We start from the raw sequence: 13,833 nt of genomic DNA on the forward strand, positions 1-13,833 counted from the left end.
CGCGGAAAGCGAAGTGGATTTCCGGAGCGGTGCAAGCACTCTCCAAGTTACGACGGAGTTTATCTATTTTGCGCACTAACAACAATCTTTTAGAAAACAGCCAAACAGAAAGAGGGTATCAAATGGTAGCGAAACCCTGTGTAGCATCTTTGACGGTAAAAACTTCCCATGTGATGCCACAAGATACAAATTTTCATGGAACATTATTTGGCGGAAAACTAATGGCGCACATTGATGATGTTGCGGCGATTGCTGCTACGAGACACGCGCGTCAGCTAGTGGTCACTGCATCAACGGATTCTGTAGATTTTCTTCATCCGGTAAGAGAGGGAGATACGATCTGCTTAGAAGCAATCGTGACGTGGACGCATCAAACATCGATGGAAGTGTTTGTTAAGGCGGTTACAGAAAACCTGCTTACAGGAGATAGGAAAGTGTGCGCAACAGCATTTATAACGATGGTTGCGATTGATCAGGATAATAAGCCAGTAACTGTTCCAAGTGTGTATCCGGAATCAGACGAGGAGAAGTGGCTACATCAAGAAGCGCCAAGACGTGCAGAGTTGCGAAAAGAACGGAGAAAAAATTCCAAAGATATGGCACGTGATTTTGGAACGGCATTACCATGGAATGAGCAATCCCGATTCGGCGATGCGCCATAAGCTGTAGCAACAAAAAAACCGCTGTTACATGAACAGCGGTTTACTGTTGTTCTATTTCATTTTGACTAACCCAGTTTTCGGACCAATTCTTTATTTCTCTAATAACCGGTTCCAGTGCCTTCCCTTTATCGGTTAACGTATATTCGATACGTACAGGAAATTCAGAGTAAACCTTTCGTTCCACAATGAGCTCTTGCTCTAATAGCTTAAGTCGCTCTGATAATAATCTACCGCTTACGGGAAGTTCAGTTTCCATTTCTGAGAACCGTTTAGACCCGTCAAGTAGTTCAAATAAGATTAAACCAACCCATCTTTTGCTAAACAATTGCATTGCTTTCTCAAATCGTGGACATAGCTGTTGCATTTGTACTACACCCCAAACTAAAGAACATGTATTTTACATCTTTGAGATAAACTTACTAAAAGTAATTAATATAAGAATAGCATATCTGTTGAAGTTAGTAAATAAGTCGAAACTAGTCGTGCATGGTTTGCATGAGACAGACCTTGCTTTATAATAATCATGAGGGTGATAGCAATGAGCATTTTATCTGTAGAAAACTTACATAAATCATATGGAGATAAAATATTATTTAATGATATATCGTTCGTTATTAGAAAGAATGAACGTATCGGGTTAATTGGTGTAAACGGGACGGGGAAATCCAGTCTACTAAAAATAATTGCCGGAATTGAGACAAAAGATGCTGGTGCGATGAAACATGCCAATGATTTTCGTGTCGAGTACTTACCACAAGATCCAGAGCTTGACCAAAATTTATCCGTGTTAGATCAAATCTATTACGGCGAATCGACATTGATGATTGTACTTCGAGCATATCAAAATGCGCTCTTTCAATTAGAAAATGATCCGGATAACACCAAGCTTCAAGATAAGCTAATGAGCTTACAACAAAAAATGGATCAGGAAAATGCATGGGATGCAAACGCAAAAGCAAAAACAATTTTGACAAAGTTGGGAATAACCGATTTTGACCAACAAACAGCAACATTGTCTGGTGGTCAGAAAAAGCGGGTGGCGTTAGCAAAAGCGCTAATCCAACCAGCAGATGTGCTGATTTTAGACGAGCCAACCAACCATCTCGATAATCAAACGATCGAATGGTTAGAAGGTTACCTGCCCCAGTACCAAGGGTCTGTTGTACTCGTTACGCACGATCGTTATTTTTTAAATCGGATTACGAATCGTATCTACGAACTAGATAAAGGTATGCTATATACGTACGATGGAAATTATGAAGCATTTTTAGAGAAAAAAGCTGAAAGAGAAGAACAAGAACTTCATGCCGAGCAAAAACATAAAAATACATTGCGCAGAGAATTAGAATGGCTTCGTCGTGGTGCAAAAGCTCGTACAACAAAACAAAAAGCGAGAATACAGCGAGCGGAAGATCTACAAGAGGTCAATTATGATAATAATAAAGCAAATGTAGAATTTGAGATTGGCTCGACACGATTAGGTAAAAAGGTTATTGAAATAGAGAACATTAGCAAAGCCTATCAATCGGCGACCTTTTTACAAGATTTTAATCTTCTTATCGTTCCGGGGGACCGAATTGGCATTATTGGACCGAACGGAAGCGGAAAATCGACGTTGCTCAATATTATTACAGGCCGGGTCGCACCTGATACTGGAACAGTAGAAATTGGACCGACAGTAAAGCTTGGTTATTATACCCAAGACCATTCAGAGATGGATGAAAATCTACGTGTAGTTGAATATATAAGAGAAGTTGCAGAAGTTATTTACACAAAAGATGGTGAATCAATAACAGCAGAACAAATGCTAGAACGCTTTTTGTTCCCGCGCTCGCAGCAGTGGACCTATATTCGTAAACTTTCTGGAGGAGAGCGAAGACGACTTTATCTTCTACGTGTATTAATGGACGCTCCGAATGTATTGTTATTGGATGAACCAACCAACGATTTGGATACACAAACGTTAAGTGTATTAGAGGATTATTTGGACCATTTCCCCGGTGTAGTCATAACGGTATCACATGATCGCTATTTCCTTGATCGCGTTGTTGACCGGTTGATTGCAGTAGAAGTAGGTCAGGAACCTCAAATATACCGTGGAAACTACAGTGATTACTTAGAATTAATTGCTAGTAAACAACCCAAAATAGTAGAGAAACAAGAGCAACCAAGGCAACGAAACAAAAAACGAAAACTTTCCTACCGAGATCAACAGGACTGGAATAGTATCGAAGATCGTATTGCCGAATTAGAGGAACAGATTGAACAGATCAAAGCTAAAATAGAAGCAGCGGGAAGTGATCTCGGAAAAGTCCAAGATCTCTATAAAGAACAGCAACAGTTTGAAGAACAATTAGAACAAGCAATGGATCGTTGGACAGAGCTGTCTATTTTAGTAGAAGAAATAGAACAGGAAGATTAACCGGATATGAATGTTTAACATCAGTACTATGAAATCGACTAAATATCCGAATATATTTTTTGTCGATTATGAGTTGTTATGAAATAATAGAATAGAAAAAGAAAAAATTTGGAGGGAATAATCAAATGGCAGAACAACAAGCACTAGAAAAATATGCAGAGCTCGCGTTACGAACAGGAGTGAATCTTCAAAAGGGACAACCTTTAATGATCAATGCACCAATTGATGGCGCAGATTTTACAAGAATCGTTGTGCGAAAAGCATATGAACTTGGAGCTTCCGATGTACATATTAATTGGGCAGATGATGAACTGACGCTTTTAAAGTACGAAAATGCACCAGATGAAGTACTAACAGATTTCCCGCAATGGCAGGTTGATAAGTATTTAACATTTGCTGAAAAAGGCGCAGCACTATTATCTATCCGATCAACAAATCCGGATTTGTTAAAGGATATTGATGCAGCACGCGTTGCAAAAGCTTCTAAAGCTGGGGCAGAAGCAATGAAAGAGTTCCGTAAATATACGATGAATGATCGTATTTCGTGGTCAATCATTTCCATCCCAACTGGAGACTGGGCACAAAAAATATTCCCAGACAAATCCAAGGAAGATGCGATGGAAAGCTTATGGGAGCAAATCTTTAAAATTGTTCGTGTTGATAAAGAAGATCCAGTTGCAGCATGGGATGAGCATAACGCAACATTGAAAAAAGCGCGTGAAGTGTTAAATAAAAAACAGTATAAGAAATTAATTTATAAAGCACCAGGAACTGATATTGAACTAGAGCTTCCTGAAGGACATGTGTGGAAAGGCGGAGCTGCAGAAAACACCGAAAAAGGCTATAACTTCAACCCAAACATGCCAACAGAAGAAGTGTTTACACTTCCACATAAATACGGAGTTAATGGTACTGTAACAGCGACAATGCCATTAAACTACGGTGGAAACGTGATTGATAACTTCAGCTTAACGTTTAAAGATGGTAAAGTTGTTGATTATCAAGCGGAACAAGGATACGAGACGTTAAAGCATTTATTGGATACAGATGAAGGGGCACGCCGTTTAGGTGAAATTGCACTCGTTCCACATGAGTCACCAATTTCTCAATCAGGCTTAATTTTCTATAACACGTTATATGATGAGAACGCTTCTTGTCATATTGCACTTGGAAAGGCATATCCGACCAACCTTGAAGGCGGATCAAAAATGAATGATGACGAACTTGATCAGCATGGCGTAAACGACAGTCTTACACATGTCGATTTTATGATTGGTTCAGCGGAGCTTGATATTGATGGTGTTACAGCAAATGGTGAAACAGAAGCCGTTTTCCGTAAAGGTAGCTGGGCGATCAATTTTGATGAGTAAACCGGGTGATGTTTGGGTGCGGTCATAACGGGGTATCTTTTCTATAACAAAGGGGAGATAACAGATGGACCAACCAAATCCTGAGTTAATAGGTTTTCAACCAAATCCAAATAATGATTTTGGAAAATGCTCAAATTGTGGAAAGCTGTTGCAATCGAAGCAAGAGGAAAAAATGCAGCTTTGTGCAGAGTGTCAAAAACGTCATAAAGATAAAGAAGTCATTGGTGAAGATTAATAAAAGCTTGTCTCTGTGTGTATGCAGAGACAAGCTTTTTTTGATGGGTGTGGTTGGTGATTGTACTCCTATGTGTTGGATGTAGTGGTTCAGGAGTTGCTGCGGGAGTGCGAAGCGACGCGAAAAGCTTTGGTTAGTTGAATTACGCGTCGCAAAGACCTGTAAGTGACGCGAAAAACCTGAGTGAGTAGAATTACGCGTCGCAAAGACCAGGAAGCGACGCGAAAAGCATGAGTGAGTAGAATTACGTGTCGCAAAGACCAGGAAGCGACGCGAAAACCCTGAGTGAGTTGAATTACGCGTCGCAAAGGCCAGGAAGCGACGCGAAAACCCTGAGTGGGTTGAATTACGCGTCGCAAAGGCCAGGAAGCGACGCGAAAAACCTGAGTGGGTTTAATTACGCGTCGCAAAGGCCAGGAAGCGACGCGAAAACCCTGAGTGAGTAGAATTACGCGTCGCAAAGGCCAGGAAGCGACGCGAAAACCCTGAGTGAGTAGAATTACGCGTCGCAAAGCCCTGTAAGCGACGCGAAAAACCTGAGTGAGTAGAATTACGTGTCGCAAAGGCCCGTAAGCGACGCGAAAATCCTGAGTGAGTAGAATTACGCGTCGCAAAGCCCAGGAAGCGACGCGAAAACCCTGAGTGAGTAGAATTACGCGTCGCAAAGGCCAGGAAGCGACGCGAAAAGCTTTGAGTACACTAATTGAGTGGAAATTAGTTAATAAAACCTTGTGATCGGGATTAATCTAGTATATTTGGCACTTACCTGTGACAATCATACTCGTTCAGCAGATGATCAAGTACATCTTCCAACTACAACACACCAAACGTACTCGATCACCCGCTGATCAAGTACATCTACCTGCACCATCACACCAAACATACGCAATCACCCGCTGATCAAGTACATCTACCTGCACCATCACACCAAACATACGCAATCACCCGCTGATCAAGTACATCTACCTGCACCATCACACCAAACATACGCGATCACCTGCTGATCAAGTACATCTACCTGCGACATCACACCAAACGTACTCGATCAACCACTGATCAAGTACATCTACCTGCACCATCACGCCAAACATACGCGATCACCTGCTGATCAAGTACATCTACCTGCACCATCACACCAATCATACTCGATCCCCGCTGATCAAGTACATTTACCTGCACCATCGCACCAAACATACTCGATCCCCCGCTGATCTGGTATATCCACCCGGATCATCGCACCAAAACCACAGATCACCGCACGTATGCAAATCCAGACGCTCACAAGCAACAATCTGCCTCTAAACCTCCATAAAACCATTTTTAACAAGCACGGCGCGAATCATGTCATACGTATACCCTTCAGGTAGGGCTTCTTTTAAAGGCTTTAGCTTTTGCTCGTCTGAATCCGTACGAGCCTCTATGATTGTTTGCTCCTCTTCTTCATTGAAAAACAGCGACCAATCTAACGGCTGCCCTTCTTTGCCAGCTTTTAGCAAGTGGGTTAATACCGTTCTTTCTGTTATCGACCGCTCCGCAGCAATGAGTGCAATCGTTTTTCCATCGATAAAAGCCTGATAGCTAACTAGGTGACTTGCTTCTCCGGTACTGCTGCTACTCTCCTTTTTAGGAAGAGCGGAACTTACGCTGGCAGCAGGTGGCCGGGGTGGTGCTTCATGTGTTTCAAGCCAGGCGCTAACTGGTTCTAAGAAGATTTCGCCGTATTGTTCAAATTTCTTAGCACCCACACCTTTTAAAACGAGCATTTCTTGTTCGCTTGTTGGAAGGTAACGGCATATTTCTTTTAATGTAGCGTCAGAAAAAATCACGTAAGGAGGAACGGCTTTTTCCTCGGCCACTTGTCTGCGTAACTGCCTGAGTTCCTCGAACAATGCTTCGTCATAGTCTGTTTGCGCCTCGCTTTTTACGACTCCTGTTTTCATCCATACTTGTATTTGCCCTTTTAATACGTCTGCGGCCGCTGTGGTCAATTTTAGAATCGGGAAGCGATCTTCACCAGCATCTAAATAGCCTTCTGCTACTAGAAAATGAATGAAGTTGGTAATCTCTTTTTCTGTATATTGTCGCATTAAGCCATATGTGGTTAGGTCGTCGAAACGAAATGATTTTACCTTTTTATCACTCGATCCTTTTAATACTTTGGCAACAAGGCCAGCTCCAAACCGTTCACCCATTCGTTTTACACAAGAAAGCACCATTTGGGCTTCCTTGGTCCGGTCCGCGCGTTCACCATCATGCTGACAATTACTACAAGATCCGCAGTCTATTCGTTCTGAAGGATCCTGAAAATAGTCAAGAATAAATGTAGGCAGACAGCTACTCGTGTGACAGTAGTTGGTCATAGCTTGTAGTTTTTTGTATTCTTGCGCCTTTTTATGCTCTTCTAAATTGGACTGTTCTATTAGAAATTTTTGCAGTTGAATGTCTTGTCGGGAAAAAAGTAGAATACAGTCACTTTGTTCCCCGTCCCGACCAGCACGTCCAGCTTCTTGATAGTAGGATTCGATATTCATTGGCATAGAATAATGAATAACATAGCGAACATTCGACTTATCAATTCCCATTCCAAAAGCATTTGTAGCAATCATAAGTAATTTCTCTTCATTAATAAAAGCTTGCTGTGCTTGTTTACGCTTGTCCTCAGATAATCCGGCATGATACTTTGTAACCGAAAGACCTGCTTTTTCAAGGCGATCATACAGTTGATCTGCCTGTTTGCGGGTTGCTGTATAAATAATCCCAGAATCGTATTGCCTGTTGCGTACATACTGAGAAATATAATCTGTTCGATCTTGTCGCGTAACGACATGGAAAGACAGATTATTTCTTGCAAATCCGGTGTTCACTACATAATTCGGATTAATATTTAATAATTGTTGGATATCTTGAATAACTTCTTTTGTTGCTGTCGCAGTAAGTGCAACCATTACTGGTAGGCTTGGAATCTGCTTTAAAGTAGCGACAACTGAACGATAGCTCGGACGAAAATCGTGCCCCCACTGCGATATACAATGCGCCTCATCAAAGGCGATAAGTGCAAGTGGAATGGATGACAAAGTATTCATAAAAGCAGCCGACTCCAATCGTTCCGGTGCGATATATAAAAATTGATAATTGCCTTTCCTTAACTGCTGTAACCGATCATCCTGTTCTGCTTGCGTCAACGAACTATTGATATAGGTTGCCGGTATGCCAAGTGATGTTAATGCATCAACTTGATCTTTCATAAGGGAAATAAGTGGAGAAATAACAATTGCTGTTCCATCAAGCATGAGACCGGGAATTTGATAGCATATTGATTTTCCACCACCGGTAGGCATAATCGCAAGGGAATTATGAGAGGAGAGGGTGTACTGAATAACGGAGTCTTGACCTGGTCTAAAACTGTCATATCCGAAATATTCTTGTAATAAATCAGTTGCTTCCTTAAACATGGCAACACCAACCTTTTCATCGCTAATCGGAAACATCATTTGACGTTTCCGAATCTATCGTATCATGGCAAGGCTAGTAATCACAATTGGTTTTTAAAATGAAGTTGAAATCATACTGGTTTACATTGCCATCTGATAGCCTTAAACTATTTCTATATTAAGAAATCAATATCATAGTGCCGAAAGGGGGAGAGGTATGATTGATTCGTTTCTTTTAGAATTTATGATTATTGGCGTACTTGGGGTCGGATCTCAATGGATTTCTTGGCGACTACGGCTACCAGCTATCGTTGTGATGTCGATTGCGGGACTGTTATCCGGCCCAATCTTTCATATAATAAATCCAGAACAGGATTTTGGAGAACTGTATCGTCCATTTATTTCTGTCGCGGTTGCTATCATATTATTTGAAGGTAGCTTAAACCTTGATATAAAAGAGATTCGTGGATTAGGACGACCTGTCATGCGTATCGTTACTTTTGGTGCTTCGATCAGTTGGGTGCTCGGTTCACTTGCGGCCCATTATGTAGCGGGCTTGTCATGGGCGGTATCTTTTGTGATCGGTGCCATTTTAATCGTTACAGGACCTACCGTAATTCTTCCCTTGTTAAGGCAATCCAAACTAAAGCCGCGGCCTGCAAAAATACTCAAGTGGGAAGGTATAATCGTTGATCCATTTGGCGCATTATTAGCTGTATTTGCTTTTGAAGCGATCGTATTTATGCTTGGTGATGGTGGAAGTGGTGTCTCCTTACTTATTTTCTGTCTTGGTGCTGTGTTTGCGGTAATACTAGGAGTTGTTTTTGGAAAAGCAATTGGCTGGATGTTTGAAGCGGGACATATGCCAGAATTTCTAAAATCACCTTCCATGTTTATTGCAGTTATTGCATGTTTTGCATTAGCTGATGAGGTTGCGCACGAAACTGGACTTCTAGCTGTGACTGCAATGGGAATGAAGCTTGCTAATATGCGGATTGCATCAATCCAAGATATGCGCCATTTTAAAGAAAATATCTCGATGCTGCTAACATCTGCTATATTTGTGATGCTAACAGCTTCGTTAACAAGGGATACGTTAGTTGATGTATTTCAAGTAGAAATTATCGGATTTGTACTGTTAATGTTATTTATCGTAAGGCCGTTATCGATCTTTTTATCAACCTTTGGTACAGACTTAACGAACCGGGAAAAGCTATTAGTAGGTTGGATTGCGCCTAGAGGGATCGTGGCACTAACTGTAGCAAGTTATTTCGCATCTGTGTTGCTAGAAGAAGGTTTTGGTGATGCTGCGATTATCACATCATTAACATTTGCACTCGTATTCTTCACAGTATGTGCGCACGGTTTTTCTATTGGGTGGCTAGCGAGGAAGTTAGATTTATCCTCGGAGGAACAACCGGGTATTTTAATGATAGGAAGTAATAGTTTTACGGTTGCTTTATCTCAACTGCTGAAGGAAGCTGAGATACCTAATTTAGTGACAGATTCTTCATGGCGTCGACTGTCCAGAGCAAGAAACGCTGGAATCAATTTTCATTATGGTGATATTCTATCGGAAAAAACAGAATATGGGCTCGATATGACACCTTATAATTACTTGTTGGCAGCAACGGAGAACGACTCTTATAACAGTCTAGTCTGTACAACATTTGTTCCGGAATTCGGTAGAAGTAATGTGTATAAAATTAATACACATGGTGCGAGTGATCAAGCAGATGATTTAGTATCGACAATCGGTGGGCGACTATTGTTCAGTAAACAAGATACATTAGAATCACTGATTCATAAAATTGATGCAGGACATGTACTAAGAAAAACTAATATTACGAATCAATATACGTATGATCAATATATCGAAGAACGAGATCTACACACGATATTGTTGTTTATCGTGAAGCAATCCAAAAAAATCGAGTTCTTTGTCGACAACGAAACAGTGGAAGCAGAACCTGGTGATGTGGTTATTAGCTTAACGCCACCAAGTAAAGAATTTGATAAAATTCGTGCAAAGTTAGCTGAACAACGCGATGCAAAAGCGGATGAAACAAAAGAGGAGCAGTAACCTAACTTAGGTTGTCTGCTCCTTTTTTGAAAGATAAGAGAGTCTGTGCATATGTCTAGCTCCAAGCGTCAGAAACTAGGCGACTTCACGAACCGCCTTACGATAAGTCATCATGTATTCAAGTTTCATGGAAGGCCGACTAAAAGCGGACTTGTCGTCCAACGGCGACATACCCTTATGCGGGGGATGATTCCTTTATCTCAGTCGACTCACTCCAGCTGCTAAGTTTCTAAGCGGGCTCCCTGAGCTTTTCTTATGCTATTTAATCTTCAAAAGCATCTAACTGTTTATTCAACTCCGCTAACTGGTTTTCTATTTGTTCTAATTGTTTTTCGGCATTAGCTGTATTTCCACCAACAGAGTCTAACTTTTCTAAATCAGATTGAATACGAATATAGTCGGATTTTAATGAACGGATTTCATCTTCTATTTCTTGTTTTGTCATTGTTCAACACTCCTTTAAATAAACTGTAGCCAAAACATGCGTAGTAAGTCAAGAAAACCAAAAATAACCCTTGTCGAATGATGATAAAAAACGTAATATAGGATTACTTTATCAAGGAACAGGGGGCATTTAGATGGAAGTTGTTCGAATCAGTGATCCAAAAGCGTATCTTAAATTAGTTGAAACAATGTTATTGAAAAAAGAAGCGAGCAATAACTTACCTTTAGGGATTGTGAATCGGATAGTGGGTAGCAAGGAGAACGCAGTAGATCAAAACCACCCATACTTCGGTATCGTAAAAGAAAAAGGAGAAGCGGTTTATGCATTTATGCAAACACCACCACATAATTTGATTTTGGCTGATGTAGATAATCTACCTTCTAGCACAATACAAAGTATAGCTGAGCATCTGTATAACGAAGAGGTCATGCTACCTGGAGTAATCGGCCCTAGTAGGCTTGCCCAGCAGTTTGTAGATAGCTGGAAACAGTTAACAAAGGTGGAGACATCGATTGAAATGGAACAATTCGTTTATCGACTAGATCAGCTAATTGAGCCCCCTATAGTTGAAGGTGAATTAGTAAAGGCGTCTGACGCGAATAGTAAGTTAATCGCTAAGTGGCTGATAGCATTCGGAGAAGAAGCGCATGTGCCGACCACTACTGAACAAGCGGAGCAAATGGCAGCACGTTTCATTGAAGTACAATCTGTATACCTCTGGAAAGTAAATGGAACATACGTCTCGATGGTGAATCAATCCCGAAAATCAAAGCATGGGGCATCGATTAACGCAGTTTATACACCAAATGAATATAAAGGAAATGGATATGCTACGGCGAGTGTGGCAGAACTGTCTAAGAGATTATTACAACAGGGAAATCAATTCTGCAGTCTGTTTGCTGATGCAGATAATCCAATATCTAATCATATTTATAAGAAGATGGGTTATCGTGTTGTTAGTGATTCAACTGTTTATAATTTAAAATCATAACTGATATACAGACGGCATAGGCTAATTCCTAGAGACAAGGAGTTAGTCTTTTTGAATCTTTTTAATAAAAATGGGCACAGTACAAACGTGTGATTCATTAAATAAAGAGTATTTACAACTTATTGGAAGTATATAAGCCTATATCTAACCATATGGCTAACATATTAGAACGTTGATTTAAAATGGATATTAATTAAGCCAAATCACAAAATACACTATTTGTACAATCCAAAATATGTTAGTAACATTATAAGTGTCTATTTTATCGAACACGTTTTTCATCCTGAAAGAGGAGGAAACAATTCATTGAATATTTTAGGTTTTTTTAAAAAATCACTAGATATAGTTGATAAAGCTGTTATGAAATTAGAAGAATTTATTTTAAGTTTTTCTGTAATTCTGATTTCCATTATGATTATCGGAAACGTTATTGCACGTGAAATTTTTGGTTCAAATATCTTTATTTTTCATTTAGAAGTAAGTAAGTTCGCCATTGTTATTGCAACTTTTATGGGCATTGCTTATGTTGCTAGAAAAGGAAGACATATAAGTATGTCAGCATTCTACGATTTTGCCCCATTTAAAGGCAGGAAAATTATGATGATTGCAATCAATTTTATTACAGCTATCGCCATGTTCTTTTTAGCCTACCACTCCTATTTATATGTACTATCTGAAGCGAAATATGGTGCGGTAACATCCAATTTACAGGTGCCTGTATGGGTAATGGTAATGTTCATTCCTCTTGGTTTCCTAATGGCAGGTATTCAGTACCTTCGGAATACGTGGATCAATATAAGAGTGAAGGACAAGGTATATTTGGGAATTGATGCAGTTGATTATAATGATAAAGATAAAAAAGAATTGGCAGATGAAATTCATGTGTAAGATGAATAAAAATTACATACGAGAAAGGAACCAATTATGTTATTAACATTAATAGCAATTATGATTGTTCTATTGTTATTGAATTTCCCAATGATGATTCCGTTAATTGTAGCACCGGTGATTATTGTTTCAATTTACTATCCAGATATGGGATTGACGTTAGTATTGGATCAATTAATGACCGGTATTGAATCACCAGTTCTCCTATGTGTGCCTTTATTCATCTTTGCGGCAGACATTATGACATCGGGAAGAACTTCTAATAAACTATTAGATTTCATTGGTGCCTTTGTTGGGCACATTCGAGGTGGCTATGCGGTAACAACAGCTGCTGCTTGTACGTTATTTGGTGCTATATCAGGGTCTACCCAAGCCACTGTAGTAGCAATCGGTCGTCCAATGCGCGAGAGATTACTGAAAGTTGGATACAAAGATTCTAGTGCCATTGCACTCATTATTAACTCAAGTGATGTAGCTTTGTTAATCCCACCTAGTATAGGGATGATTATCTATGCATTAGCTGCAGATGGTGTATCAGTAGGTAAACTATTTATTGCAGGTATCATACCAGGGTGCATCATTTTCTTAAGTTTTGCTACCTATAGTTATTTTTACGCTCGAATAAAAAATATTCCATTAGCAGACCGTGTTAATTGGCCAGATCGATTAAAAGTAACAGCGAAAGCACTACTTCCTTTAGGTTTCCCTGTATTAATTATTGGTGGGATTTATAAAGGTTGGTTTACGCCGGTTGAAGCAGCGGGTATTTCGGTATTGTATGCTTTTATTTTAGAATTTGTTATTTATCGGTCTATTCACATTAAGGAATTACCCAAAATTGCATTATCAACAGGACTTGTTACATCTGCGGTATTTGTATTGGTTGCTGGTGGGCAGGCATTCACTTGGGTTCTTGGTTATGCACAGATTCCACAGCAAATTACAGAAGCTGTATTAGGCTCTGATCCTAGCGGTTGGTATGTATTGTTAATGGTAAGTATATTCTTCTTTGTCGGCTGTATGTTTGTCGACCCAATTGTAGTTATTTTAGTACTAACACCTATTTTTGCACCAGCAGCAACAGCCGCAGGTGTTGATCCTATTCATTTAGGAATAATCATTACATTCCAAGCAGCATTGGGTTCAGCAACACCACCATTTGGGGTCGATATATTTACCGCGAGTGCTGTATTTAACAAATCATATTTAGATGTTATTCGGGGGACTCCTCCGTTCATCATTATGTTACTTATTATCGGAGTACTGTTAATTGTATTCCCACAACTATCGTTAGCGCTTATTTAAT

General features: G+C 39.9%; 12 protein-coding genes. 8 read left to right on the forward strand and 4 right to left on the reverse strand.

Annotated elements, in window-relative coordinates; translation table 11 throughout:
• The first annotated feature begins 122 nt into the window (after positions 1-122).
• A complete protein-coding gene (locus tag ACI6MV_RS05575; RefSeq protein WP_407269372.1) occupies positions 123-662 on the forward strand; it encodes an acyl-CoA thioesterase in 540 nt (179 codons plus the stop codon).
• A 40-nt stretch (positions 663-702) separates the two neighbouring features.
• Here ACI6MV_RS05575 and ACI6MV_RS05580 read toward each other — a convergent pair whose 3' ends face one another.
• A complete protein-coding gene (locus ACI6MV_RS05580; RefSeq protein ID WP_407269175.1) occupies positions 703-1,026 on the reverse strand; it encodes a winged helix-turn-helix transcriptional regulator in 324 nt (107 codons plus the stop codon).
• A gap of 174 nt (positions 1,027-1,200) precedes the next feature.
• Here ACI6MV_RS05580 and ACI6MV_RS05585 point away from each other — a divergent pair, with 174 nt between their 5' ends.
• From ACI6MV_RS05585 to ACI6MV_RS05595, 3 genes are all read left to right on the forward strand, one after another.
• Positions 1,201-3,084 carry an ABC-F family ATP-binding cassette domain-containing protein gene (locus tag ACI6MV_RS05585; RefSeq protein WP_407269176.1) on the forward strand — a complete coding sequence of 628 codons (1,884 nt, stop codon included), beginning with the start codon at positions 1,201-1,203 and terminating at the stop codon, positions 3,082-3,084.
• Positions 3,085-3,209: 125 nt separating this feature from the next.
• Positions 3,210-4,454, forward strand: coding sequence for an aminopeptidase (locus tag ACI6MV_RS05590; RefSeq protein WP_407269178.1), 1,245 nt, complete (start codon positions 3,210-3,212; stop codon positions 4,452-4,454).
• Positions 4,455-4,518: 64 nt separating this feature from the next.
• Positions 4,519-4,689 (forward strand): hypothetical protein, encoded by a 171-nt coding sequence (locus tag ACI6MV_RS05595; RefSeq protein WP_407269180.1) that lies wholly within the window; start codon positions 4,519-4,521, stop codon positions 4,687-4,689.
• Between the two features lie 1,056 nt (positions 4,690-5,745).
• Here ACI6MV_RS05595 and ACI6MV_RS05600 read toward each other — a convergent pair.
• The gene (locus ACI6MV_RS05600; RefSeq protein WP_407269181.1) at positions 5,746-5,883 is read right to left on the reverse strand and encodes a hypothetical protein; all 138 of its coding nucleotides are present in this window, start codon (positions 5,881-5,883) and stop codon (positions 5,746-5,748) included.
• A gap of 104 nt (positions 5,884-5,987) precedes the next feature.
• Complete coding sequence (gene recQ, locus ACI6MV_RS05605) at positions 5,988-8,180, reverse strand: DNA helicase RecQ (protein ID WP_407269182.1); 2,193 nt, start codon at positions 8,178-8,180, stop codon at positions 5,988-5,990.
• Positions 8,181-8,337: 157 nt separating this feature from the next.
• On the opposite strand from recQ, the gene ACI6MV_RS05610 reads away from it, so the two are divergent.
• The gene (locus ACI6MV_RS05610; RefSeq protein ID WP_407269184.1) at positions 8,338-10,203 is read left to right on the forward strand and encodes a cation:proton antiporter; all 1,866 of its coding nucleotides are present in this window, start codon (positions 8,338-8,340) and stop codon (positions 10,201-10,203) included.
• A gap of 262 nt (positions 10,204-10,465) precedes the next feature.
• Here ACI6MV_RS05610 and ACI6MV_RS05615 read toward each other — a convergent pair whose 3' ends face one another.
• A complete protein-coding gene (locus ACI6MV_RS05615) occupies positions 10,466-10,648 on the reverse strand; it encodes an SE1832 family protein (RefSeq protein ID WP_407269186.1) in 183 nt (60 codons plus the stop codon).
• Between the two features lie 133 nt (positions 10,649-10,781).
• Between ACI6MV_RS05615 and ACI6MV_RS05620 the strand changes: the two genes are divergently transcribed.
• From ACI6MV_RS05620 to ACI6MV_RS05630, 3 genes are all read left to right on the forward strand, one after another.
• A complete protein-coding gene (locus ACI6MV_RS05620; protein WP_407269188.1) occupies positions 10,782-11,639 on the forward strand; it encodes a GNAT family N-acetyltransferase in 858 nt (285 codons plus the stop codon).
• Positions 11,640-11,945: 306 nt separating this feature from the next.
• Positions 11,946-12,527 carry a TRAP transporter small permease gene (locus ACI6MV_RS05625; RefSeq protein WP_407269190.1) on the forward strand — a complete coding sequence of 194 codons (582 nt, stop codon included), beginning with the start codon at positions 11,946-11,948 and terminating at the stop codon, positions 12,525-12,527.
• A 36-nt stretch (positions 12,528-12,563) separates the two neighbouring features.
• Entirely contained in the window at positions 12,564-13,832 is a 1,269-nt protein-coding gene (locus ACI6MV_RS05630; protein WP_407269191.1) for a TRAP transporter large permease, read from the forward strand.
• Position 13,833: the final 1 nt, after the last annotated feature.

Source organism: Radiobacillus sp. PE A8.2, assembly GCF_045635475.1.
In the GTDB taxonomy this organism is placed as follows: domain Bacteria; phylum Bacillota; class Bacilli; order Bacillales; family Amphibacillaceae; genus JBJGXI01.

Bases quoted from the DNA above. Each gene is read 5' to 3' on its own strand.
- ACI6MV_RS05575 (WP_407269372.1), top strand. From the start codon at position 123: ATGGTAGCGAAACCCTGTGTAGCATCTTTGACGGTAAAAACTTCCCAT.
- ACI6MV_RS05585 (WP_407269176.1), top strand. From the start codon at position 1,201: ATGAGCATTTTATCTGTAGAAAACTTACATAAATCATATGGAGATAAA.
- ACI6MV_RS05590 (WP_407269178.1), top strand. From the start codon at position 3,210: ATGGCAGAACAACAAGCACTAGAAAAATATGCAGAGCTCGCGTTACGA.
- ACI6MV_RS05600 (WP_407269181.1), bottom strand. From the start codon at position 5,883: ATGTTTGGTGCGATGGTGCAGGTAAATGTACTTGATCAGCGGGGATCG.
- ACI6MV_RS05620 (WP_407269188.1), top strand. From the start codon at position 10,782: ATGGAAGTTGTTCGAATCAGTGATCCAAAAGCGTATCTTAAATTAGTT.
- ACI6MV_RS05630 (WP_407269191.1), top strand. From the start codon at position 12,564: ATGTTATTAACATTAATAGCAATTATGATTGTTCTATTGTTATTGAAT.
- ACI6MV_RS05595 (WP_407269180.1), top strand. From the start codon at position 4,519: ATGGACCAACCAAATCCTGAGTTAATAGGTTTTCAACCAAATCCAAAT.
- ACI6MV_RS05580 (WP_407269175.1), bottom strand. From the start codon at position 1,026: ATGCAACAGCTATGTCCACGATTTGAGAAAGCAATGCAATTGTTTAGC.
- ACI6MV_RS05615 (WP_407269186.1), bottom strand. From the start codon at position 10,648: ATGACAAAACAAGAAATAGAAGATGAAATCCGTTCATTAAAATCCGAC.
- ACI6MV_RS05610 (WP_407269184.1), top strand. From the start codon at position 8,338: ATGATTGATTCGTTTCTTTTAGAATTTATGATTATTGGCGTACTTGGG.
- recQ (WP_407269182.1), bottom strand. From the start codon at position 8,180: ATGATGTTTCCGATTAGCGATGAAAAGGTTGGTGTTGCCATGTTTAAG.